This window comes from Kribbella sp. NPDC050820, assembly GCF_040653975.1.
Taxonomy (GTDB): Bacteria; Actinomycetota; Actinomycetes; order Propionibacteriales; family Kribbellaceae; genus Kribbella.
This window is the reverse complement of sequence record NZ_JBFAHB010000024.1, coordinates 61226-84128: the sequence shown is the minus strand read 5'-3', so window position 1 is coordinate 84128 and position 22903 is coordinate 61226. Positions and strand designations below refer to the sequence as shown.

The 22903-nt window shown below is 69.2% G+C and carries 26 protein-coding genes; 16 read left to right on the top strand and 10 right to left on the bottom strand.

Going from position 1 to position 22903, the window contains the following annotated elements; translation table 11 throughout:
* The first annotated feature begins 57 nt into the window (after positions 1-57).
* The 9 genes from AB0H36_RS21815 to AB0H36_RS21775 all read left to right on the top strand — a co-directional run bounded on the left by AB0H36_RS21815 (position 58) and on the right by AB0H36_RS21775 (position 8687).
* Positions 58-837 (top strand): isoprenyl transferase, encoded by a 780-nt coding sequence (locus tag AB0H36_RS21815; protein ID WP_360526068.1) that lies wholly within the window; start codon positions 58-60, stop codon positions 835-837.
* A 1429-nt stretch (positions 838-2266) separates the two neighbouring features.
* Positions 2267-3601: a PhoH family protein gene (locus AB0H36_RS21810; protein ID WP_360526065.1), complete on the top strand. Its 1335-nt coding sequence runs from the start codon at positions 2267-2269 to the stop codon at positions 3599-3601.
* 174 nt (positions 3602-3775) lie between these two features.
* On the top strand, positions 3776-4474 hold the full coding sequence (locus AB0H36_RS21805) for a hypothetical protein (RefSeq protein WP_360526062.1): 699 nt from the start codon (positions 3776-3778) through the stop codon (positions 4472-4474).
* Positions 4475-4574: 100 nt separating this feature from the next.
* The gene (locus tag AB0H36_RS21800; protein ID WP_360526060.1) at positions 4575-5156 is read left to right on the top strand and encodes a dihydrofolate reductase family protein; all 582 of its coding nucleotides are present in this window, start codon (positions 4575-4577) and stop codon (positions 5154-5156) included.
* Between the two features lie 12 nt (positions 5157-5168).
* Positions 5169-5816, top strand: coding sequence for a hypothetical protein (locus tag AB0H36_RS21795; protein WP_360526057.1), 648 nt, complete (start codon positions 5169-5171; stop codon positions 5814-5816).
* A 21-nt stretch (positions 5817-5837) separates the two neighbouring features.
* Entirely contained in the window at positions 5838-7253 is a 1416-nt protein-coding gene (locus tag AB0H36_RS21790) for a class II fumarate hydratase (RefSeq protein WP_360526054.1), read from the top strand.
* 44 nt (positions 7254-7297) lie between these two features.
* Positions 7298-7936 carry a DUF402 domain-containing protein gene (locus AB0H36_RS21785; RefSeq protein ID WP_360526051.1) on the top strand — a complete coding sequence of 213 codons (639 nt, stop codon included), beginning with the start codon at positions 7298-7300 and terminating at the stop codon, positions 7934-7936.
* 1 nt (position 7937) lies between these two features.
* Positions 7938-8471: a hypothetical protein gene (locus AB0H36_RS21780; RefSeq protein ID WP_360526048.1), complete on the top strand. Its 534-nt coding sequence runs from the start codon at positions 7938-7940 to the stop codon at positions 8469-8471.
* Positions 8472-8528: 57 nt separating this feature from the next.
* Positions 8529-8687 (top strand): hypothetical protein, encoded by a 159-nt coding sequence (locus AB0H36_RS21775; protein ID WP_360526045.1) that lies wholly within the window; start codon positions 8529-8531, stop codon positions 8685-8687.
* Here AB0H36_RS21775 and AB0H36_RS21770 read toward each other — a convergent pair.
* Together AB0H36_RS21770 and AB0H36_RS21765 are read right to left on the bottom strand one after the other, a co-directional pair.
* Positions 8684-9112: a nitroreductase/quinone reductase family protein gene (locus AB0H36_RS21770; protein WP_360526042.1), complete on the bottom strand. Its 429-nt coding sequence runs from the start codon at positions 9110-9112 to the stop codon at positions 8684-8686. The two genes, AB0H36_RS21775 and AB0H36_RS21770, sit on opposite strands and share 4 nt — an antisense overlap.
* 15 nt (positions 9113-9127) lie before the next feature.
* The gene (locus AB0H36_RS21765; protein ID WP_360526039.1) at positions 9128-10792 is read right to left on the bottom strand and encodes a fumarate hydratase; all 1665 of its coding nucleotides are present in this window, start codon (positions 10790-10792) and stop codon (positions 9128-9130) included.
* A gap of 346 nt (positions 10793-11138) precedes the next feature.
* Between AB0H36_RS21765 and AB0H36_RS21760 the strand changes: the two genes are divergently transcribed.
* On the top strand, positions 11139-11828 hold the full coding sequence (locus tag AB0H36_RS21760) for a DUF1707 domain-containing protein (RefSeq protein WP_360526036.1): 690 nt from the start codon (positions 11139-11141) through the stop codon (positions 11826-11828).
* Between the two features lie 52 nt (positions 11829-11880).
* Positions 11881-12288, top strand: a complete 408-nt coding sequence (locus AB0H36_RS21755; protein ID WP_360526033.1) for a DUF6326 family protein — start codon at positions 11881-11883, stop codon at positions 12286-12288.
* A gap of 375 nt (positions 12289-12663) precedes the next feature.
* Here the strand turns inward: AB0H36_RS21755 and AB0H36_RS21750 are convergent, their stop codons facing one another.
* The 3 genes from AB0H36_RS21750 to AB0H36_RS21740 form a co-directional block, all read right to left on the bottom strand.
* The gene (locus tag AB0H36_RS21750; RefSeq protein WP_360526030.1) at positions 12664-13161 is read right to left on the bottom strand and encodes a hypothetical protein; all 498 of its coding nucleotides are present in this window, start codon (positions 13159-13161) and stop codon (positions 12664-12666) included.
* A complete protein-coding gene (locus tag AB0H36_RS21745; RefSeq protein WP_360526027.1) occupies positions 13161-13637 on the bottom strand; it encodes a hypothetical protein in 477 nt (158 codons plus the stop codon). Before AB0H36_RS21745 ends, AB0H36_RS21750 begins: the two co-directional genes overlap by 1 nt.
* 124 nt (positions 13638-13761) lie before the next feature.
* Positions 13762-15102, bottom strand: a complete 1341-nt coding sequence (locus AB0H36_RS21740; RefSeq protein ID WP_360526024.1) for a 2-isopropylmalate synthase — start codon at positions 15100-15102, stop codon at positions 13762-13764.
* 60 nt (positions 15103-15162) lie between these two features.
* Here AB0H36_RS21740 and AB0H36_RS21735 point away from each other — a divergent pair, with 60 nt between their 5' ends.
* Positions 15163-15831: an FCD domain-containing protein gene (locus AB0H36_RS21735; RefSeq protein ID WP_360526021.1), complete on the top strand. Its 669-nt coding sequence runs from the start codon at positions 15163-15165 to the stop codon at positions 15829-15831.
* Here AB0H36_RS21735 and AB0H36_RS21730 read toward each other — a convergent pair.
* From AB0H36_RS21730 to glpX, 3 genes are read right to left on the bottom strand one after another with little or no spacing between them, the layout of a single operon-like run.
* Positions 15828-16298 (bottom strand): hypothetical protein, encoded by a 471-nt coding sequence (locus AB0H36_RS21730; RefSeq protein ID WP_360526018.1) that lies wholly within the window; start codon positions 16296-16298, stop codon positions 15828-15830. The two genes, AB0H36_RS21735 and AB0H36_RS21730, sit on opposite strands and share 4 nt — an antisense overlap.
* Positions 16298-17242 (bottom strand): carbohydrate kinase, encoded by a 945-nt coding sequence (locus AB0H36_RS21725; RefSeq protein ID WP_360526015.1) that lies wholly within the window; start codon positions 17240-17242, stop codon positions 16298-16300. Before AB0H36_RS21725 ends, AB0H36_RS21730 begins: the two co-directional genes overlap by 1 nt.
* On the bottom strand, positions 17239-18273 hold the full coding sequence (gene glpX, locus AB0H36_RS21720; RefSeq protein ID WP_360526013.1) for a class II fructose-bisphosphatase: 1035 nt from the start codon (positions 18271-18273) through the stop codon (positions 17239-17241). Before glpX ends, AB0H36_RS21725 begins: the two co-directional genes overlap by 4 nt.
* A 60-nt stretch (positions 18274-18333) precedes the next feature.
* On the opposite strand from glpX, the gene AB0H36_RS21715 reads away from it, so the two are divergent.
* Positions 18334-18945, top strand: a complete 612-nt coding sequence (locus AB0H36_RS21715; protein WP_360526010.1) for a DUF4245 domain-containing protein — start codon at positions 18334-18336, stop codon at positions 18943-18945.
* A 146-nt stretch (positions 18946-19091) separates the two neighbouring features.
* Positions 19092-19769 carry a nucleotidyltransferase family protein gene (locus AB0H36_RS21710; protein ID WP_360526007.1) on the top strand — a complete coding sequence of 226 codons (678 nt, stop codon included), beginning with the start codon at positions 19092-19094 and terminating at the stop codon, positions 19767-19769.
* Here AB0H36_RS21710 and AB0H36_RS21705 read toward each other — a convergent pair whose 3' ends face one another.
* The gene (locus AB0H36_RS21705) at positions 19770-20090 is read right to left on the bottom strand and encodes a multidrug efflux SMR transporter (RefSeq protein ID WP_360526004.1); all 321 of its coding nucleotides are present in this window, start codon (positions 20088-20090) and stop codon (positions 19770-19772) included.
* Entirely contained in the window at positions 20090-20689 is a 600-nt protein-coding gene (locus AB0H36_RS21700; RefSeq protein ID WP_360526001.1) for a flavodoxin family protein, read from the bottom strand. Before AB0H36_RS21700 ends, AB0H36_RS21705 begins: the two co-directional genes overlap by 1 nt.
* A 119-nt stretch (positions 20690-20808) precedes the next feature.
* Between AB0H36_RS21700 and AB0H36_RS21695 the strand changes: the two genes are divergently transcribed.
* Both AB0H36_RS21695 and AB0H36_RS21690 read left to right on the top strand, forming a co-directional pair.
* Positions 20809-21444, top strand: a complete 636-nt coding sequence (locus tag AB0H36_RS21695; protein ID WP_360525998.1) for a TetR family transcriptional regulator — start codon at positions 20809-20811, stop codon at positions 21442-21444.
* A 57-nt stretch (positions 21445-21501) separates the two neighbouring features.
* Positions 21502-22902, top strand: coding sequence for an extracellular solute-binding protein (locus AB0H36_RS21690; RefSeq protein ID WP_360525995.1), 1401 nt, complete (start codon positions 21502-21504; stop codon positions 22900-22902).
* Position 22903: the final 1 nt, after the last annotated feature.

Here is a 22903-nt window from a genome sequence, read left to right as displayed (position 1 = left end):
GGCGGCGATTCTGGGCTAGCGTTGTGGCCGAGAGTCTTCGAGGAGAGCAACCTGCCCATGCGGACACCTGGCAAGCAGAAGCTGCGCGACGCCCTGTACACGCTGTACGAGCGTCGGGTCCGCCGGTCCCTTTCGCCGGACCGGATCCCGCGGCACATCGGCGTCATCATCGACGGCAACCGGCGCTGGGCCCGGGCGGCCGGCGACCCGGTGTCGCGCGGTCACGAGGCCGGGGCGAACAAGATCACCGAGTTCCTCGACTGGTGCGACGACGTCGGCGTCAAGGTGGTCACCGTCTGGATGCTGTCCACCGACAACCTGAGCCGGCCGGCCGACGAGCTGGAGCCGCTGCTGCGGATCATCGAGCAGACGGTCGAGGAGCTCACCGCGATCGGCCGCTGGCGGATCCACCCGGTCGGCGCGCTCGACCTGCTGCCCGGCGCCACCGCCGAGGCGCTCAAGGCGGCCGAGACGGCCACCCAGGGCGTCGAGGGCATGCTGGTCAACGTCGCGGTCGGGTACGGCGGCCGCCGCGAGCTCGCCGACGCGGTCCGCTCGCTGCTGCTCGAGGAGGCCGCGAAGGGCATCTCGATCGAGGAGCTCGCCGAGCGCGTCGACGTCGAGCACATCGCCGGGCACCTGTACACCAAGGGCCAGCCGGACCCGGACCTGGTCATCCGGACGTCGGGGGAGCAGCGGCTGGGCGGGTTCCTGCTGTGGCAGAGCGCGCTGAGCGAGTTCTACTTCTGCGAGGCGCTCTGGCCGGACTTCCGGCACGTCGACTTCCTGCGGGCGATTCGGAGCTACGCGCAGCGAGAGCGCCGCTTCGGAACGTGACCCCGCGTCCACAGCGGCGGCACTCCGTACGCCGTCGCAGGTAGTAGGCATAGGTCGCCGTACCCAGGCCTGCTCCCCAGAGCACCCAGAGGACGCCCGGGAGGTTCACCGCCCAGGCGTCGCCGTCCGTCTGGAGCTGGGCGTTCATCAGGCCCGCCGGGATCAGTACGACGGCTACCAGCGAGGCGGGGATGATCGCGAGGAGCGGTGGCACCCGCTTGCCCGCCTTGAACCAGATCCAGCGCGGGTAGACCTCGCCCCAGGGCCGGACCAGGCCGTGGGTGAGGATGCCGCCGGTGATGCCCATCACCGCCAGCCCGAGGCCCATCTCCAGCATCCCCGGGGTGTCGACCATCATCTGGTGGAACTCTTCGGGGATGCCCAGCGGCCAGCCGAAGTACCAGGCCACTCGGGTGAACTCGTAGGGCAGGTTCGCCACGACGGAGACCGCGACGGCCCAGCGTCCCCAGCGAAGTGCGGACTCAGGTGTGGTCCAGCGCTTGTCGCCGTGATCGCTGCGGCCGCAGGACACACAGGCGTCGCGGCTGCGGCGGTGGTAGGCGATCGCAGTCGCGGCCCAGAGCAGGCCGCCGACGAACAGGATCACCAGGTTCAGCCGGTGCCAGTAGAGGACGTCGCCGAGGTCCTGCGGGCCCGGGACGCCGGTGAACGCGAAGACCACGAGGGCGGGGGAGAGCGCGAGGAGCGCGACCAGCGTGTAGTCGGGGATCACGAGCGCGAGGCCGACCGCGAGGACGGCCGCGATCGTCTGCAGCACCCAGCCTCGTCCCCGCCGCCTGGTCATCACCAGCGCGAGTACGGCGCCGCCCAGCCCGACAGCGGCCATGATCGGGGCCACGATCTCGGCCGAGGACCCTTCCAGAATCGAGCCGGTCGCCCGGTTATCGGCCACTTTCGCAAACGGGTACGCCGCTCCGCCGAGTGACCAGTAGACGCCCAGTACGCCGTACGCGAAGGACCACACCGCGGTCGCATATCCGGTCAGTTCCGGCCAGTTTTTACGCATGCCGCCAGCGTCGCCGGGACAGCGCCGTACCGGACCACTCCGGAGGGTGATCGGGCTCCCCCGTCTGGGTGGAGCAAGGTGTAACACGCCGTTAACCCCGCGGACGGGCGTGTCGGGCTGCGCCGTTTGGGTGGCAGATCTACCCTCCTAAGTGACGGTCGGAGGGGAAGCCGGCTGTCCGGGAGGCCCGATCAGCTTGAGAGTCGTTCGCCAGCCGGTTGCCCCATGAGGGGCAGAACGGAGTGCCCGAGACCCCAGGTCTCGATCTCACTGGTTCCCGTTGTCGCTCGTGCGGCGCAGCGGACGGGGTCTGCACCAGACCCCGGGGCCAGCTCCCGGTCCATCACTTAACCACTGGTGGGCCGGGCGTGGTGCACGTCGCGGCCCGAGAGGACGTGCGACATGGCTGCCACCCACGCCAAGGCGTCAAGTACCTCATCCACACCGGCCCAGCGCACCTTCGTGCTGGACACCTCGGTGCTCCTGTCCGACCCGCACGCGATGATGCGGTTCGACGAGCACGAGGTGGTCGTCCCGGTGGTCGTCGTCACCGAATTGGAGGGCAAACGGCATCACCCGGAACTCGGCTACTTCGCACGTACCGCGCTGCGGCTGCTGGACGAGCTCCGGATCCTGCACGGACGTCTGGACGCGCCCCTGCCAGTGGGGGAGAAGGGTGGAACCCTCCGGGTCGAGCTGAACCACACCGACCCCGAGAGCCTGCCGGCCGGTTTCCGGCTCGGCGACAACGACAGCCGGATCCTGGCCGTGGCCTGCAACTTCAAGGCCGAGGGCAAGGACGTCACGCTGGTCTCGAAGGACCTGCCGATGCGGGTCAAGGCGTCGGCCTGCGGCCTGATGGCCGAGGAGTACCGCGCCGAGCTGACCCTGGAGTCCGGCTGGACCGGGATGAGCGAGCTCGAGGTCGGCACGCAGGACGTCGACGACCTGTACGAGAGCAGCGTGCTGGAGCTCCCGCAGGCCGGTGAGTTCCCGACCCACACCGGGCTGGTGCTGCTGTCCGAGCGGGGCAGCGCACTCGGCCGGGTGATGCCGGACAAGCGGATCCGGCTGGTCCGCGGCGACCGGGAGGCGTTCGGGATCCGCGGGCGGTCGGCGGAGCAGCGGGTCGCGCTCGACCTGCTGCTGGACCCGGACGTCGGGATCATCTCGCTCGGCGGCCGGGCCGGCACCGGCAAGTCCGCGCTCGCGCTGTGCGCGGGCCTGGAGTCGGTGATGGAACGGCGGCAGCACAAGAAGGTCGTGGTGTTCCGGCCGCTGTTCGCGGTCGGCGGCCAGGAGCTCGGCTACCTGCCCGGCACCGAGTCCGAGAAGATGCAGCCGTGGGCCCAGGCCGTGTACGACACGCTCGGCGCGCTGACCAGCGGTGACGTGATCGACGAGGTGATCGACCGCGGCATGCTCGAGGTGCTGCCGCTGACCCACATCCGCGGCCGGTCGCTGCACGACGCGTTCGTGATCGTGGACGAGGCGCAGTCGCTGGAGCGCAACGTGCTGCTGACCGTGCTGTCCCGGGTCGGCGCGAACTCGCGGGTGGTGCTCACCCACGACGTCGCCCAGCGGGACAACCTGCGGGTCGGCCGGCACGACGGCGTGGTCGCGGTGGTCGAGCAACTGAAGGGCCACCCGCTGTTCGCGCACGTCACGCTGACCCGCTCGGAGCGCTCCCCGATCGCCGCGCTCGTGACGGAGATGCTGGACGACTTGCAGCTGTAAGGAGCATTCCTACTGTTAGGTAATAGGAATCTGTAAAAGCAAGGTAAGACTTCGGTGCGGTCGCCATCAGGCGGCCGCACCGCTGTTTGTGACCTGCTTGTGATCACGGTCCGTTTAGGCCAGAGTATGTTCCTGTTGCCAGCCGACGGGGGTCGGGTTTTCTCGGAAGGACAGATGAAAGCGAAGCGCTCCGTCGCGGCTCTCTCAGTGACAGGGATCGCCGTCGTCTCCGTTGTCGCCGGTATCGACCTCTTCAGCTCCCCCGGGAGCAGCCAGGCCGCAGAGCAGGTCTCCGGACGCGCCGAGATGGCCGTTCTGAACAGCGAGCGGGCCCGCGCTGCCGCAACCCCGTCCGAAAAGCCGCAGAGCGCCGAGGAGCAGGCGAAGGAAGTCTCCAAGCTGCGCAACCAGCTCGAGGCCGTCGAGCAGGCCCGGAAGCTCGCGCAGGACCAGGCCGACGCCAAGCAGGCCGCCAAGAACGCGGCGCTGAAGCGGTACGAGGCGCTGCAGAAGACCAGCCAGAACTCCCGCGAGGAGCGCGCCAGCCGCGACGCCGAGCGCGAGAAGTACGAGGGCACGCCCAAGGAGGTCGCCCGCAACCTGCTGTCCGACCACGGCTGGAGCGAGAGCCAGTTCGGCTGCCTCGAGAAGCTGTGGAACAAGGAGTCGCGCTGGCAGGTCGACGCCGACAACCCGACCTCCAGCGCGTACGGCATTCCGCAGGCGCTCCCCGGGAACCGGATGGCGGCGTACGGCTCCGACTGGCGGACCAACCCGATCACCCAGATCAAGTGGGGCCTCGACTACATCGACAACCGCTACGGCTCCCCCTGCTCCGCCTGGGCGCACTCGCAGGCCAAGGGCTGGTACTGACCGTTTTCCGTGCCGCTTCCGTGGTGAGCACGGAAGCGCCGGGGGCCGGGTGCGCGGCAGGCTTCGAGAGGTAGGCAACCACCTCTGCGAAGGAGTCATCATGGCACTCGTCATCTCGGGCATCTCGATGTCGCTGGACGGATTCGTCACCGGCCCGGACGTCACCCGGGAGCACCAGCTCGGCACCGGCGGCGACATCCTGCACCGCTGGCTGTGGGAGCCGGCCCCGGAGGACACCGAGGTCCTCGACGGCATGGCGGCCAACGTCGGCGCGATCCTGATGGGCCGGCGCTCCTACGACCTCGCCGAGGGCGACGGTGGCTGGGGCGACGGCGGCCCGGCCGGGCAGATCCCGTGCTTCGTCGCGACCCACCAGGCTCCGGCGCCGGAGACGGTACGGGCGCCGCAGGTGTTCACGTTCGTCACCGACGGGATCGAGTCGGCGGTCGAGCAGGCGAAGAAGGCGGCGGGCGACAAGGTCGTCGGCGTACACGGCGCGAGCACCGCTCAGCAGTGCCTTGCCGCGGGGTTGCTGGACGAGATCCAGCTGCATCTGGTCCCTGTCCTGCTGAAGTCGGGCACCCGGTTGTTCGACGGCATCGGCCGGCAGTTCCAGCTGGAGCGGACTGCCGTCGTACCCAGCGCGAACGTCACCCATCTGCGGTACAAGGTGCGCTACTGAGAAGATGACCGGGTGCTGGAGATCGCGCGGGGGAGCAGTGAGCGGGGTGAGCTCGTCCTCCGTCGCCGCGACGACGGTGCGCTGGAGCTGCGGGTGAACGGCGTCTTCGTGATGGACGACGTGGAGACCTCCAGCGAGGAGCTGCTGGCGTCGGCGGCCCTGGCCTCGGTACGGCGTCCTGACCGCGTGCTCGTGGGCGGTCTGGGGCTCGGCTACACCGTGCGAGCGCTGCTGGCCGACCCGCGGCTCGGCCAGGTGGTGGTCGCCGAGATCGAGCCCGAGTTGGTCTCGTGGATGCGCTCCGGCCTGGTGCCGTCGGTGCTGGACGATCCACGGGTGGGTGTCGTGGTCGGCGACGTACGGGATGTGGTTGCCGAGGCCGAGGATGCCTCGCTGGACGCGATCCTGCTGGATGTGGACAACGGCCCGGACTTCCTTGTCTACAACGAGAACTCGGCCATCTACGCCTCGCCGTTCGTCACCACGTGCAGGTCGAAGCTTCGAGCCGGCGGTGTGCTGACCGTCTGGTCGTCGTCCGAGTCCGGCGCCCTGGAGGATGTTGTCGCGTCAGTTTTCGGCGCGTGCGAGGTGAAGCCGGTCCCGGTGCAGCTGCAAGAACGGGCCGAGACCTACTACGTCTACCAGGGCTGCCGACAGTGACGAGCGACGTACGCTGCAGGTATGGGTGACAACGTGGAATTCCGGATCGAGCACGACACGATGGGCGAAGTCAAGGTGCCTCGGGACGCGTTGTGGCGGGCGCAGACCCAGCGTGCGGTGGAGAACTTCCCGATCTCCGGCCGGCCGCTGGAGCCCGCGCTCGTGCACGCGCTCGCCCAGATCAAGGCCTCGGCCGCGGTGGTGAACGCCGAGCTCGGCGTCGTCGACCGGGCGCAGGCCGACGCGATCGTCGCCGCCGCGGACAAGGTGGCCGCGGGGGAGTACGACGCGGAGTTCCCGATCGACGTGTTCCAGACCGGCTCCGGGACGTCGACGAACATGAACACCAACGAGGTGCTCGCCACCCTCGCCTCCCGCGAGCTCGGCGCCGAGGTGCACCCGAACGACCACGTCAACGCCTCCCAGTCCAGCAACGACACCTTCCCGTCCGCGATCCACGTCGCTGCGACCGCCGGCGTCGTCCAGGACCTGCTGCCGGCGCTCGAGCACCTGGTGGAATCCCTGTCCCGTAAGGGATCCGAGTTCGCCGCGGTGGTGAAGTCCGGCCGTACGCACCTGATGGACGCGACGCCGGTCACGCTCGGCCAGGAGTTCGACGGCTACGCCCAGCAGATCCGGCGCGGCGCCGACCGGGTCCGCGCGACGCTGCTCCGGGTCACCGAGCTGCCGCTCGGCGGTACGGCGGTCGGCACCGGGATCAACACCCCGCCGGGGTTCGCGGCGAAGGTGATCACCGAGCTGAACCGGCGTACCGGCCTGGAGTTGCGTGAAGCCGAGGACCACTTCGAGGCGCAGGGCGCGCGGGACGGCCTGGTCGAGCTGTCCGGTCAGCTCAAGACGGTCGCGGTCAGCCTGACCAAGATCTGCAACGACCTGCGCTGGATGGGCTCCGGGCCGCGGGCCGGGCTCGGCGAGATCCAGCTGCCCGACCTGCAACCGGGGTCGAGCATCATGCCGGGCAAGGTGAACCCGGTGATCTGCGAGGCGACCCTGATGGTCGCCGCCCAGGTGATCGGCAACGACACCGCGATCACTGTGGCCGGCGCCGGCGGCAACTTCGAGCTGAACGTGATGCTCCCGGTGATCGCCCGCAACCTGCTCGAGTCGATCACCCTGCTGGCGAACTCCTCCCGGCTGCTCGCCGACCGCTGCGTCGACGGCATCACCGCGAACGTCGAGCACGCCCGCGCGCTGGCCGAGTCGTCACCGTCGATCGTCACCCCGCTCAACCGCTACATCGGCTACGAGAACGCCGCCGCGGTCGCCAAGAGCGCGCTCAAGCAAGGCAAGACGATCCGTGAGGTCGTCATCGAGAACGGTCATGTCGAGAAGGGTGACCTCACCGAGGAGCAGCTGGACGCGGCGCTCGACGTACTGTCGATGACCCGGCCGGCCCAGAATCCGGCTCAGCAGTGAGCGCGGCAGCGCCTGCGCCGGGGCGCTTGTGGGAGCCGGGCACGGTGATCGAGTGGGTGTACCAGGGGACCGGGCGGCACGAGGACAAGCCGAACGTCCGGCCGATGACCGTGGTGCGCGACGACGCCGACGGGCTGGTCGCCTGGCTGGCGCCCGGGACGCCGCTGATCAAGCCGGTCCTCACCGACGGCCGGGAGACCAGGTACGCCGGTCCGGTCGCGATGTTCACCGAGGAGCGGGTGCTGAAGCTCGACGTCTGGCGCGGCACCGGGATCCTCAAGGTGCTGCCGCCCGGCAAGCCGTGGTCGGTGTGGCACTTCTGGGCCGACGACGGCACCTTCCGCGGGTGGTACGTGAACCTGGAGGCGCCGCACGAGCGGGATGTCGCGGGGCGCCGTACCAGCACCGTCGACCACGTCCTCGACCTGTGGATCCAGCCGGACCGCACGATCGAGTGGAAGGACGAGGACGAGCTGGAGGGCGCGGTCACCGCGGGCCGCTTCACCGCGGCCGAGGCGGAGCGGATCATCGCCGACGGGCACGCGGCGGTGCGGGAGATCGAGGCCTGGGGGCCGCCGTTCTCCGACGGTTGGCAGTCCTGGATGCCGCCCGCGAACTGGCGCCTGCCGACGGCCCCGACCGACCACCAGCCGACGCTGATCGCCGAGGAGCTGCACAGCTGACATGCCCCGGGCCCTCCTGTTGACCGGCGGCGGTGGCGTCGGCAAGACCACCATCGCCCAGACCATCGGCGCCCTCCTCACCGCGCGCCGGCACCGCACCGCGGTGCTCGACCTCGACGCCGTCGCCCAGTTCGGCCCTGCCGGACAGCCGGTGCCGGCCATCGCCGGCCGCCCTCTCCCCGGCCTCCGGTTCCACGACCAGCTGCGGGTCCACAACCTCGCCGCGGTGTGGACCACCTACCGCGATGCCGGTGCCCAGTTCATGGTCGTCAGCGGTCAGGTGGAGACACCCGAGCTCCGAGCGGCGTACGCGTCGGCGTTGCACGACTGCGACGTACAGCTGGTGCGGCTGGACACGCCGGTTGAGCTGATCGCCGACCGGACTCGGACCACCCGCGGGCCGGAGTGGGATCTGGAGGCTGCGCTGGCTCAGGCGGCGACGCATCAGCCGATTCAGGACTTCACGGTGGCGAACGACCGGGCGCCCGCGGAGGTCGCCGCCGAGGTGCTCGGCACGGTCGGCTGGCACGGCTGAGACAACGGGTGGATCACGAGGGGTTGTCAGTCCCGGGCTGGGTCTTACCTTGGAAACATGTACACGATCGAGCTGCAACCTGAGGAGCTGCGACTACTGCGATCCGCGCTCGGGTCGTACCTGCAGGCCTTCGGCCACAACGAAGCCGATGTCGTCCAGGCCGCGAAGACGCTCCTCCTCAAGCTCCCCGACCCGGTGGACATGAAGGCGGGCTAGTTCTCCACAGGCTCCAGCACCGCGACCGGGATGGTGCGCTTGGCCTTGGTGGCGAATCGCCCGATCCGTGGATCCTCGGCCAGGATCACGTCGGTCCAGACGACCTGACGCTCCTGGCCGGTCAGCTCACGCGGATGCATCGTCCGGTGCTCCGCGCCGATCTGCACGTCCGTGGTCGGCGCCGCGCGCAGGTTGCGGAACCAGTCCGGGTCCTCGCGCGAGCCCGAGCCCGTTCCCCACACCAGCAGCCCGTCGGGCCGCTCCAGGTACCGCACACAGGTCGAGTGCGGTACGCCGGTCCGGCGGCCGGGCGTGGTCAGCATCAGGACGCGCACGTCCTTGCTCCCACTCGCCAGCCGCCCGTCGAGGGTGCGGTACATCCACACCCCGATCCTGTTGTTCATCCGCGCCATCCGCCGACTCATGCGGACCACCTCTGTTCAGCTACGAGGACGCACAGTGAGCGGTACCGGCTTCTTCGTGTCCGTGAAGAAGTCATTGCCCTTGTCATCCACCACCACGAACGCGGGGAAGTCCTCGACCTCGATCTTCCACACCGCTTCCATCCCCAGCTCGGCGTACTCGATCACGTCCACCGACTTGATGCAGTCCTGCGCCAGCCGCGCCGCCGGCCCGCCGATCGACCCCAGGTAGAACCCGCCGTGCTCCTTGCACGCGTCCGTCACCTTCTTCGACCGATTGCCCTTGGCAAGCATCACGAACGATCCGCCGGCCGCCTGGAACTGGTCGACGTACGCGTCCATCCGCCCCGCCGTGGTCGGCCCGAAGGAGCCCGACGCGTACCCCTCCGGCGTCTTCGCCGGACCGGCGTAGTACACCGCGTGGTCGCGCAGGTACTGCGGCATCGGCTCGCCCGCGTCCAGCCGCTCCTTGATCTTCGCGTGCGCGATGTCGCGCGCGACGACCAGCGGCCCGTTCAGCGACAGCCGGGTCTTGACCGGCAGCTTCGACAACTCGGCGCGGATCTCGCTCATCGGCCGGTTCAGGTCGATCCGGACGACGTCGGCCTCCTCGTCCAGGTGCTCGTCCGTGGTGTCCGGCAGGAACCGCGCCGGGTCCCGCTCGAGCTGCTCCAGGAACACACCCTCCGGCGTGATCTTCGCCAGCGCCTGCCGGTCGGCCGAGCAGGACACCGCGATCGCGACCGGGCAGGACGCGCCGTGCCGCGGCAGCCGGATCACCCGGACGTCGTGGCAGAAGTACTTGCCGCCGAACTGCGCGCCGATCCCGAACTCCTGGGTGAGCTTGAAGACCTCCTCCTCGAGCTCCACGTCCCGGAACCCGTGCCCCAGCGGCGATCCGCTCGCCGGCAGCGTGTCGAGGTAGTGCGCGGACGCGTACTTCGCGGTCTTCAGCGCGTACTCCGCCGACGTCCCGCCGACCACGACGGCCAGGTGGTACGGCGGGCACGCGGCCGTGCCCAGGGAGCGGATCTTCTCGTCCAGGAACTCCATCATCCGGGACGGGTTCAGCACCGCCTTGGTCTCCTGGAACAGGAACGACTTGTTCGCCGACCCGCCGCCCTTGGCCATGAAGAGGAACTTGTACGCCGGGTCGGTCGTCCCCGGGGTCGAGTAGAGCTCGATCTGGGCCGGGAGGTTGGAGCCGGTGTTCTTCTCGTCCCACATGTTCAGCGGGGCCATCTGGGAGTAGCGCAGGTTCAGCTTGGTGTAGGCGTCGTACACGCCGCGGCTGATCCACTCCTCGTCGACCGCGCCGGTCAGCACGCCCTCGGACTTCTTGCCCATCACGATCGCGGTGCCGGTGTCCTGGCACATCGGGAGCACGCCGCCGGCCGAGATGTTCGCGTTCTTCAGCAGGTCCAGGGCGACGAACCGGTCGTTGCCGGAGGCCTCCGGGTCGTCGATGATCCGGCGCAGCTGCGCGAGGTGCGCCGTACGCAGGTAGTGCGAGATGTCGTGCATCGCCTCGGCGGTCAGCGCCTGCAGGACCTCCGGTTGCACCTGCAGGAAGGTCCGATCGCCTGCCGTGAATGTGCTCACGCCCTCGGTCGTCAGCAGGCGGTACTCCGTGTCGTCGGCACCAAGCGGCAACAAGTCGGAGTAACTGAAGTCGGCGGACACCGGCGTACCTCCATCACACGTGGTCTGAGCCCTACCACCCTAATCCGCCCACGCCCACCCCCGCCCGCGACCTCCGTCTCACCAGGAGGTTAGGCAACACTCAGCTCCGCACCGCCCGCCAAGCCCCGGGCAACTCCCGCCCGAGCGCCAGCCGATTCCACGACCGCTGGTAGTTGTTTCCCTGCGCCGTCCCCGCTGGGACGCGGTCCCGGAGCGCGTAGGCCACACCAGTGATCCCCGCCAGGCCCGCGACGAACAGCACACCCCGGATTCAGGGGTGGGATCAGGGTTGAATCGGGGAGGAGACCCGACTGCGGGTGGGATGGTGCGCGCGTAAGGTTTTGTCGTGGCCCAGGATGAGATCCCCCAGCAGAACCGACCGCAGGACGCGGTCCCCGCGCCGGCCCCGATGACGGGCGACGAGTTGGCGCTGCGGCGCCGGGTGTCGGACCTGGAGCGCGAGGAGGTCGCCGACGTCCTGCGCGACGCCGCGGGCGAGGGACGGCTGTCGTACGGCGAGCTCGAGGAGCGGCTCGAGACCCTGTACGCCTCCAAGACGTACGGCGAGCTGGTCGAGCTCACCGCCGACCTGCCGAACGGCCCGACCGCACCCAGTGCGCCGGCGGTGTCCCCGCAGCAGCCGGGGACGACGGTGCACGCCGGCCCGGTGATCAACGCGTTCATGTCGGAGACCAAGCGCACCGGCAACTGGCTCGTCCCGCAGCACCAGGAGGTCAACGCCGTACTCGGCGACATCACCCTGGACTACACCGAGGCGCAGCTGCCGTACGACGACGTGTACATCGAGGTGAAGTCGATCCTCGCCGACGTGAAGATCCGCGTCCCGCAGAACGCGATCGTCCACCTGGACAGCAACCCCATCCTCGGCTCGGTCTCCGAACAACAGTCCGGCCCCACCGACGCCACCCCCTCCGGCGGCCGCCCCACCACCTTCCACATCCGCGGCACCGCCATCCTCGCCGAGATCAAGATCAAACGAGGCCCCCGCCTCACCAAACGCCTCGGCCTCGCCTGACCCGTCCAGCCGCCGGTCCGAAGGGGAACGATCATGTTGGACCCCGGCCCCGGTGAACGTGCGGGTCAAGCTCGCCGGCCTCTGGACGTCGACGCTGTTCGTCTTCGCGTACGTCGACCTGTTCAGCCTCTACCGGCCGGACGTCCGTGCCGATCTGGACGCCGGTGAGCTCGGCGGCTTCACCGTCAACCAGGCGTTTCTGGCCGGGACGACGGCGTACATCGTCGTCCCCAGCCTGATGGTGTTCGCCAGCCTGGTGCTCCCACCGAGCATCGGCCGGGTCGCCAACCTCGTCCTCGCCCTCGGGTATGGGATCACGATCATCGCCGGCGCGATCGGTGAGTGGACCTACTATGTCCTCGGCAGCGCGCTCGAGATCCTGCTCCTGGCCGCCGTTGCGTACTACGCCTGGACATGGCCCAAGCAACTAGTGCCGCGTGAAGCAGGGTTGGGGAGGTAATCCCGGAGCCGATGACTGCCAGCTGGCCGGCCGAGCCGTCAGCCAGTGCGCCGGCTGTGGGAGGCATTTGCCGGGTTCTCCCGTGATCTGGTCCCTTCCCTCTCGGTATGTGTGGGGGAGAACGGTCAGTTGCGGGGTTCTCCGGTGAAATTGCCCCGGTCGGCAGGTGCGGTGCCGGGGTGGGGTTGTGATGGCGTGGAGGTGGACCGGGGTGCCGGGAGTGTGATGGTCTTCGGTGCAGTTCGACAGGACGTGTATGCCCACGGCTGGCTGCTGCCCGCCTGAACCGACGGGCGTTCGGGGTCGTGGACCGGACACCTCCTGTCGAATTGCACACAAGCTGGCGTTAGGACCCCAACGTTGGTTGACGTGGCACTAGTCAGCCGCTGACTCACTGGCCCGTTGCTGCTTCAGTACGACGGTCAGCCACGCCGCGAAGGCCGGGAGGTCCTTGACGTTGTACTGGCGGACCTGGAGGTCTTTGGCCCAGACGTCGGCCGGGAGCACGGGGACCGCCATGAAGAACTTCGGGCCGGTCGGGATCCCGATTGTCCCGACGTCGGACCACGGCATGAACCGTTTGTTGCCGTAGCGGATGCCTTCCCGGTCGACGACCAGGACCGGCCGCTGGGTGACGAACTGCCACACGAGCATGCCGAAGCAGACGAGGAGGCTGGTCGTGCCGAGCAGGCGGAGTACGAGTTCGGCAACGTCCGCGCTCTGCATCTCGGTCACCGAGTTGACCTGAGAGGGGCTGATCAGCGCCAGGAAGAAGACGAACTGGATCAGCACCGGCCGCCGCCGTACCGGAAACACAACCCGCCCGGTCCGCTCGAACTCCTCCGTCCAGACCTCCGGGGACCGCTCACCCATCACAACCATGCTGCCCCCTTCTCGAGCCGCTCGTCCTCGAGCCAGCGCGCGAAGGCGGGAACGTCCCGCAGTTGGTCACGGCCGATGGTGAGCTTCTTGTCCCGCGCGTCGTGCGGCATCAGCCGGAGCTCAGTGAAGAGCCGGTGACCCAGCGGCACGTGGATCGGCGCGATCCCACCCCACGGCAGGAACTTCCGCCGGCCAACCCGCACACCTTCGTCGTCGACCGTCACCGCCGGCCGCCCGGTCACCAGGTGCCACACTCCGAATCCGACCAGCCCCACCCAGACGATGACGAGGACTCCAGCCATGATGTCCTCGGCCAAGAAACTGGGCTCCGGCCGCGTGAAGACCCCGATCCCGATCGGCACCCCCGGCAGGAAGCACCGCACCACCACCGTCAACCGCCGGATCGGAAACACCACCCGCCCGGTCCGCCGCAACTCCGCAGACCAGACCTCAGCAGAAGCCCCCACAAGACCCCCAGCCTTAGAAACTCCCCCCGGAGCTTGCTCACTGTAAGGGACAGCACGGTGCATGTCGCGGATCCGGCGGGTGCTCAGTCGAGTGTTCGTCCGTCTCGCACGAAGTCGACGTCCTTCAGTTCGAGCACCCGAAGACCTCCTCGTACAGCGACTTCAGCTCGACCGCCGTCGCCTCCCGCCCGGTCGCGTCCGTGTGCCGCTGCACATGCCGCGCAAACTCGACCTCCTGCTCCGCCGACAGCCGCACGCCGTACGACGCCTCCAGCAGGTGCGCGATCCCGCCCTTCCCCGACTGGCTGTTGACCCGTACGACGGCCTCGTACCCACGCCCCACATCAGCCGGATCGATCGGCAGATAAGGCACATCCCAGAACGAGTCGCCGGCGGTCCGCCGCGCGAACCCCTTCCGGATCGCGTCCTGATGCGTCCCCGAGAACGCCGTGTAGACCAGCTCCCCGACGTACGGGTGCCGCGGATGGATCGGCATCCGCGTGCACTCCTCGACGACCCGCCGGATCCCGTCGATGTCGGAGAAGTCGATCATCGGGTCCACGCCCTGCGCGTGCAGGTTGAGCGCGAGGGTGGCGATGTCGACGTTCCCGGTGCGCTCGCCGTTGCCGAAGATGCACCCCTCGACCCGCTGCGCCCCGGCCAGTACGGCGAGCTCCGCGCAGGCGATCCCCGTACCCCGGTCGTTGTGCGGGTGCACGGACAGGATGACGCCGTCGCGGCGCGGCAGGTTCTTGTGCATGTACTCGATCTGGTCGGCGTACACGTTCGGCGTCGCCGCCTCGACCGTCGCCGGCAGGTTCAGGATCACCGGCCGCTCGGCCGTCGCGTCCCACAGCTTGGTCAGCTGATCACCCAGCTCCAGCACGAAGTCCGGCTCGGTCAGGTTGAACACCTCCGGCGAGAACTGGAACCGCACCGAGTCCCCGGCCAGCCGCAGGATCTGCTCGGCCCCGGCATAGATGAGCGCCGCCAGTTCGTCCCGCGTCCGACGCAGTACGACGTCCCGCCAGGTCGGAGCCGTGGCCGCATACATGTGAACGACGACCGGTGACCGCATCCCGGCGACGGACTCGATGGTCCGCTCGATCAGCTCCGGCCGGGCCGGCGTGAACACCACGATCGTCACGTCCGGCGGCACCAGGTCGGAGGTCGCCAGCAACCGGACGAAGTCGAAGTCGGTCTGCGAGGCGGACGGGTAGCCGACCTCGATCTCTTTGTAGCCCATGGCAACCATCAGCTCCAAGAACCGGCGCTTGCGGTCCGGGTCCATCGGGTCGGCGAGGGCCTGGTTGCCGTCCCGCAGGTCGACCGGCACCCAGAGCGGGGCGGTGCTGATCCGGCGGTCCGGCCAGTCGCGGTCGACCGGCGCAACCGGCACCTTGGCGAAGATGTCGCGGTACCGGTGGCTGGGCATCGGGGAGGGTTGCTGGTGGTTCCAGTCCATGCGGCCCAACGTACAACTCCTCAGACAAGCTGACAACCTGCGTACCTCTAGACTGTGCCCATGATTCGCCGTCACCCGCTCGCCGAGCAGGCCGCCGAGGAGCTGCTGCAGCGGATCGGCAGCGGCGAGTGGCAGCTCGGCCAGAAGCTGCCCGGTGAGACCACGCTGGCGGCTCAACTGGGGGTCGGCCGGTCGACGATCCGCGAGGCGATCCGGGAGTTGGCGGGCCGCCGGGTCCTGGAGAGCCGGCAGGGTGCGGGTGTCTTCGTGATCGCGCTGCAGGCCACCGAAGACTGGGACAAGGTGCTCCGCAAGGCCGACATCGCCGACCTGATGGAAGTGCGGCTCGCGATCGAGGCAGAGGCGGCCCTGCTGGCCGCGTCCCGTCGTACGCCGGCCGACCTCAAGATGTTTCGCTACACGCTGGCGGATCGGAAGAAGGCGTCGGAGAAGTCACCGGACGACTGGTACGTCGAGGCCGACCTGGCCTTCCATCGGGCGGTGGTGACCGCGGCGCACAACGCTGCCCTGGCGGACCTGTTCGACACGCTGGTGCCGCGGATCCGGCGGGCGATGATGGACATGCTGAAGCTCGACGAGACCCACCGGCACCGCCATGACCAGGCTGCCCATGAGGCTATCGCCGAGGCCATCCGCGACAAGGACCCACAGCGCGCCGCCGACTGCACCCGACAGCACCTCTCCGCGGTCCGCAGCACCGTCGGCTAGGCCCGATGCTCCTCGTGGAGTGACCGCAGCCAAGGGGTGAACGCGCTCAGGTCGGAGACGTTGTCCTGCGGGATGGCCAGCGGCCGGGCGCGTCGATCGGTCGGGCGGATCTGCACGGTCCGGAGTCCGGGCGGGCCGGTCGGGTCGTCGATGCTGGTGATGCCGGACCACCGCAGGCTGCGTCCCCGCGTGATGCCCTCGGCATCGACCTTGACGACCGGACGGTTCGTGACCAGCTGCCACAGGGTCAGCCCGGTGCCGTAGACGAACGCAGCCAGCGCGGTCAGCCGCAGTACGCCGAGGGCCCCGGAGATGTCGTCGTTGCGCCAGTGGTCGAGGTTCGTCCACGCCGACATCACCATCAGCAGGGCGAACCCGGCCAGCCGGATCGCCAGCCGCCCGCGCCGCGGCGGGAAGACGACGCTGCCCTTGGTCTCGAGCTCGGCGGTCCAGGCGTCAGCCGACATCAGGCACCCCAGGTGGCTGTGTGTTCGTCGGCCGTGGGCGGATCGGCGCCGTGCCGCGTACAGGTGATCGCAGCGGCCTTCACCGCGTAGTCCACGACCTCCCGCAGGTCCACGTCCGTCAGGCCGTCCAACCGCGCCGGACCGAGCAGCCCGCGCGAGTGCAGCCCTGCGATCAGCGCCGCCATGAACGAGTCGCCCGCGCCCACGGTGTCGACGACCTGGATCCGCGGCGCCGTCACCTCGATCCGCGCCTCGCGGCTGATCCCGATCGCGCCGTCCCCGCCGCGCGTGATCACCACGCACTGGGTCCGGCCGGCGCTCAGTAGCTCCGCCGCGATCTCGTCCGCCGACAGCCCGGGCCGCAGGAACTCGCAGTCCTCGTCGCTCAGCTTCACCAGGTCGGACAGCGCGGCCAGCTCACGTACGGCGGCCCACGTCGACACCGGGTCCGGAGTGATCGTCGGCCGCGCGTTCGGATCGAGCGTCACCGTCACCGGCTGGTCGGCCATCGCCTTCAGGAACGCGTGGATCGCCGCCGAACCGGGCTCCAGCACGGTCGCGATCGACCCGGTGTGGATCGCCGGGCAACCCCGCGACAGCGACAGCGCCGGCGGTTCCCAGGTGATGTCGAACTGGTACGACGCGACCCCGGCCGCGTCGAGCGTCGCGGTCGCCGTACTGGTCCGGAATCCCGGGTCGACCGAGCCGGGCGCCAGCTGGACGCCGTTCCCGAACAGGTGCGCGCCGAGCTGGTCGCCGTACGCGTCGGTCCCGAACCGGGTGACGAGCTCGGTCGGTACGCCGAGCCGCGCCAGGCCGACCGCGACGTTGGCCGGGGAGCCGCCCGGGGTCGCCTTGGTCTTGCCGTTGCCGTTCCTGGTGCGCGCCGCGCTGCCGACGATGTCCACGAGGGCCTCGCCGACGACGAGGACAGGTGCGCTCATCTGGCGTGCTCGAAGTCGATGGCGGAGTAGGCGCGCAGCTTCTCCAGCTGGTGCACGCTCTCGATGCTGCGGATCGTGCCGCTGCGCGACCGCATCACCAGCGAGTGGGTGCGCGCGGTGGACCGGCCGTACCGGACGCCGCGCAGCAGTTCGCCGTCGGTGATCCCGGTGGCGACGAAGAAGCAGTCGTCACCGCTGACCAGGTCGTCGGTGCTGAGCACCCGGTCGAGGTCGTGGCCGGCGTCGAGCGCCCGCTGCCGCTCCGCGTCGTCCTTCGGCCACAGCCGGCCCTGGATCAGGCCGCCCAGGCATTTCATCGCGCACGCCGCAATGATGCCCTCCGGCGTGCCGCCGATGCCGAGCAGCATGTCCAGGCCGGTGTCCGGCCGGGCCGCCTCGACCGCGCCGGCCACGTCGCCGTCGCTGATGAACTTGATCCGCGCGCCGGTGGCCCGGATCTGGGTCGCCAGCTCCTCGTGCCGCGGCCGGTCCAGCAGGACCACGGTGACGTCGTCGACCGTGGAGCCCTTCGCCTTGGCCACCCGCCGGATGTTCTCCGCGACCGGCAGCCGGATGTCGACCACCTCGGCCGCCTCCGGGCCGACCACGAGCTTCTCCATGTAGAAGACCGCGGACGGGTCGTACATCGAGTTCCGCGCCGACACCGCCATCACCGCGATGCCGTTGGCCATGCCCTTGGCGACCAGCGTGGTGCCGTCGACCGGGTCGACCGCGACGTCACAGTCCGGGCCGTCGCCCGAGCCGACCTGCTCGCCGTTGTAGAGCATCGGGGCGTTGTCCTTCTCGCCCTCGCCGATCACCACCGTGCCGTTCATCCCGACCGTGCCGATCAGGGTGCGCATCGCGTTCACCGCCGCGCCGTCGGCGCCGTTCTTGTCGCCGCGGCCGACCCAGCGGCCCGCCGCCATCGCCGCGGCCTCGGTGACCCGGACCAGCTCCAGGGCCAGGTTCCGGTCAGGCGCGTCCGCCTCGACCTCGAGATGGGCAGGTGGTGTGGTCGGGTCACTCATGCCACCGGATCGTAGCCAACACCCTCCGGGCCCTGATCGGCGAGATGGGACACTCGTGTCATGAGTTCGACGGGTCAGGGTGCTGCCGGCGAGGCGGAGGCACGCGAGAGAGCGCGCGCACGAGCCGAGGAGATCGCTTACCGGGAGCAGAACCGCCGGGACCGGGCCAAGGCCCGCACGCTGAAGAACATGGTCTGGGCGCTGCTGGCCTGTTTCGTCGTGGTCGCGTTCCTGATGGTCGTCACCTGGCGGCCCAAGGAGGAGCGGATCAAGGCGGTCGAGTACACCGCGCAGCTCGAGGACGCGAAGAAGGTCGCCCCCTGGGTCCGCGGCCCGGCCCCGATGCCGGACGGCTGGACCGCCACCAGCGTGCAGTTCCGCACCCCCGAGCAGAGCCCGGTCACCTGGCACCTCGGCATGGTCACCAACGAGAAGAAGTACGTCGGCCTGGAACAGTCCAATGTGACCGGCACGAAATTCCAGAGCGAGGAGCTCGGCAAAACCACCGACGACGGTACGTCGACCGTCGAAGGCGTCACCTGGCAGCGCAAGGTGCTGGAGGACCGCAAGGGCGAGAACGCCTTGGTGCTGGTCGGTTCCGGCGTCACCACGATCGTGGTCGGAAATGCCGGTTACCCCGCCCTTGAAGCGTTTGCTTCGGTCCTGGGCTGATCATTTCCTGACCACGTTCCGGACGGTCGTTGACACGTCGGGTAGCTGCGGGGTTCCATCGATTCTTCGGCTCGAATTTGCTCGGGGAAATCAGCAGAGGGAGCCTGCGTTGATTTCGACAGCCCAGGTCCGGGGTTGAGGCGAGCATGTTCGTCACCGGACTCCTGCTCGCCGCGGACGGTTCTCCCCAGCTCGGCGTACCCAAGCAACTTCTGGCCTATCACGGCGACACGCTGCTCGGAGCGACCCTCGGCACCGCCCGGGAGTGCGGTTTCGACCAGCTGGTCATGACGCTCGGTGCCGCGTCGGAACAGATCCGCGACCGGATCGACCTCGACGGCGTCCGGGTGGTCGAGTCGCCGCACGCCGACACCGGAAGCTCGTCGATCGTGCCCGCGATGGATGCCGTCGACCGCCGTACCGACGGCATCGTGGTGCTGCTCGGCGACCAGCCGGGTGTGACGTCGGCCACGGTCTGGTCGCTGGTCGCCGAGGTCGCCGGCCCGGCCACCCCGATCGGCGTCAGCCGGTACGACAACGGCCGTGCCCACCCGTGCTGGTTCGGCCGCGAGCTGTTCGGCGAGCTGCGCGGGCTGCGCAACGACGCCGAGCTGTGGGAGGTGATCGAGCTCGGCCAGTACCCGGTCACCCAGGTCGATGCCATCGGCAACGTTCCGCCGCGGCTCGAGACGTGGGACGACTACCGCCGGCTGGTGTCCGGTTTCAACCCGGCGCACGGCGCCTTCACGCCGGGAGCCTTCGACGACACCCATCCCACGCCACTGCCCGTCCGCGGCCCGCGCCGCCACCGCGCCACTCCCTGATCAGTCCGCGCCCACCAGTCGCAGGCCGACGACGCCGGTGACGATGAGGGCGATGCAGGCCAGCCGGGCCGGCGTGATCGGCTCGCCGAACAGCAGGATGCCGAGCGTGACGACGCCGATCGATCCCAGGCCGGTCCAGATCGCGTACGCCGTACCGACCGGAAGGTGATCCAGCGTCTTCGCCAGCAGGACGACGGACGTCACGCCGAAGACCAGCACTCCGACGGTCGGCCAGAGCCGGCTGAACCCTTCACTCGGCTTGAGGCTGAGTGCGAAGGCGATCTCGAACGCCGCCGCCGCGAGCAGAACCAACCACGCCATCAGGCCGCCAGCGCTCCTCTCAGGTGCCGCAGCGTGACGGTCGCGACCCGGGCGCCGAGCGCCTCCGCGGTCCGCAGGTCCGTGGCCGGCGGCGCCTTCTCGGCCGACAGGTCGGCGTCGGACTGCGCCATCGCGCCGAGCCAGCTGCCGAGCCGGTTGAGATCCTCGATACTTGCGGTGCTCTCGGCCCAGCCCGGGTAGATGTCCAGGCCGACCCAGATCATCCCGTGCTGGGCCGCGAACACGGCGAAGTCGACCAGGCTGTTCAGCTTGTCGCCGGACATCGCCTTGGAGTTGGTGAACCCGGCGGCGATCTTGTCCCGCCAGGCCAGGTTGTCGGCCCAGGCCCGGACACTCTCCTCGGCGAACTTCTTGAACACCCAGCTCGGGCTGCCCATGTACGTCGGGGCGCCGAAGACGATCGCGTCCGCGGCGGCGAGCCGGGCCCAGTCGTCCTCGGTCAGCTCGTCCAGCGGCACGAGCTCGGCGACGGCGCCCGGCACGGTCGAGGCGCCGGCCGCGACTGCCTCGGCCTGCCTGGCCGTGTGGCCGTAGCCGGAGTGGTACGCGATCACGATCCGGGCGGGGGTGATGCTCATCGACGTCCTCGCTTCGCTCCGGGCGCCGATGAGGCACGATATGCACTGTGCTTGATGATGAACTCGCTTCGCTCGTTCATGCCTTCCTCCAGGGTCTTTAGCGGACTACAGTCCGTCTTATGAACGACAGTACCGGACCGCGGTCCGCTTCACAACGAGATCTTCCGGTCGTCGGACAGGCGCGCCCGGAACGCGCGGACGCCCGGCGGAACCGGCTGAAGGTGCTGGAGGCGGCGGAGCGGCTCTTCACCGAGCACGGCGTGAAGAACGTGTCGCTGGATGCGATCGCCGCGGCGGCGGGGGTCGGCAAGGGGACGGTGTTCCGCCGTTTCGGCGACCGGGCCGGGTTGGCGGTCGCCCTGCTCGACGAACGCGAGCTCGAACTCCAGGCCAAGGTCCTCAGCGGTCCACCGCCGCTAGGCCCCGGCGCGTCCGCGCTCGAGCGGGTGACGGCGTTCCTGGACGCCTACCTCGACCTGCTGGACCGGCACATCGAGCTGTTCGTGGACAGCGAGAACGCCTCCGAAGGCGCCCGCTACCGCATCGGCTCCTACCACCTCTGGCACCGCCACCTGTCGCTACTGATCGAAGACGCCCGCCCGGACCTGGACGCCGACTACACGGCGCACCTGCTCCTGGCCCCGCTGGCCGCTGACCTGCACCATGCGCTCCGGATCGGGGGTTTCGCCCTGGCCCGGATGAAGTCCGGACTCGGTCAGGCCGCCGAGTCGCTGCTGCGACTCTCGACAAGTTGACCCAACCGGATCTCCGTGAACAGGCTGGGGAGAAGAGTCTCGTGCTGGAGGTCCGCGATGGACGAGCCGACTCGTATATCCCGACGGAGCCTGTTGTGGCTGACTGCTGTTGCGGCCGGTGCCGCGGCGTGTGGTGATGCGGCAGAAGACGCGGGGCCGCCTGAGGCGACCGTTCCCGCGCCGAGCCCGACCCTGGCCTCACCGACGTCGAGGCTGTCCGGCGACCTGAAGATCCTGCTCTGGAGCCACTTCGTGCCGAGCCACGACGCGTGGTTCGACCCGTTCGCGAAGAACTGGGGCTCGGAGGTCGGCGTCAACGTCACCGTCGACCACATCAACAACACCGAGATCGTGGCCCGGACCGCGGCCGAGATCCAGGCCAAGCAGGGGCACGACCTGATCCAGTACATCGCGCCGTTGTCGCAGTTCGAGCCGAGTGTCGTCGACCTCAAGGACGTCGCGCAGGAGGCCCAGCGGCGACACGGCGAGCAGTTGGCGCTGTGTGTGAAGTCGAGCCAGAACCCGGCCACCGGAAAGCACTACGCGTACTCGCCGGGCTGGGTGCCGGATCCGGGCGACTATCGCAAGAGCCTGTGGGAGTCGGTCGGCCTGGCCGACGGCCCGGCGTCGTGGGAGGACCTGCACCGCGGCGGCGCGGAGATCAAGAAGGCCAAGAGCATCCAGATGGGTGTGGGCATGTCCCAGGAGATCGACTCCAACATGGCCGGCCGGGCCTTGATGTGGTCGTACGGCGCCTCGATCCAGAACGAGAACGAGGAGGTGGTGATCAACTCGCCGGAGACGATCGCTGCGGTCGAGTTCATGCAGCGCCTGTTCAAGGACACGATGACGAACGAGGTCTTCTCCTGGAACCCCGCCTCCAACAACCAGGGCCTGATCGCCGGCCAGATGTCCTACATCCTGAACTCGATCTCGGCCTGGCGCACCGCCCAGGAGGCCAACCCGGAAGTTGCGGACGACATCTACTTCGTGCGGGCGCTGAAGGGCCCGAAGGCCGGACTCGCCGCTCAGCACGTGATGTACAACTGGATCGTCCCGAGCCACGCGCGCAACGTCGACGCGGCGAAGGAGTTCCTGCTGCACTACACCGCCAACTGGCCGTCGGCGACGTACCACTCGAAGCTCTACGACCTGCCGGCGTTCCCGAAGCTGGTGCCGCAGCTGAACAGCTGGCTGGACAACGATCCGTTCGGCGCGAAGCCGGCCGACAAGCTGTCGGTGCTGAAGAACGCGATCGAGTGGAGCACCAACATCGGCTACCCGGGGCCGGCGAACACGGCCGAGGGCGAGGTCTTCGCGACGTTCGTCATCCCGAACATGTTCGCGAAGGCGGCCCGCGGCGAGCTCAGCCCCGAGCAGGCGGTCACCGATGCCGAGCGGCAGATCAAGCCCATCTTCGACAAGTGGCGGCAGCGCGGTCTGGTCGGCGGAGTGTAGG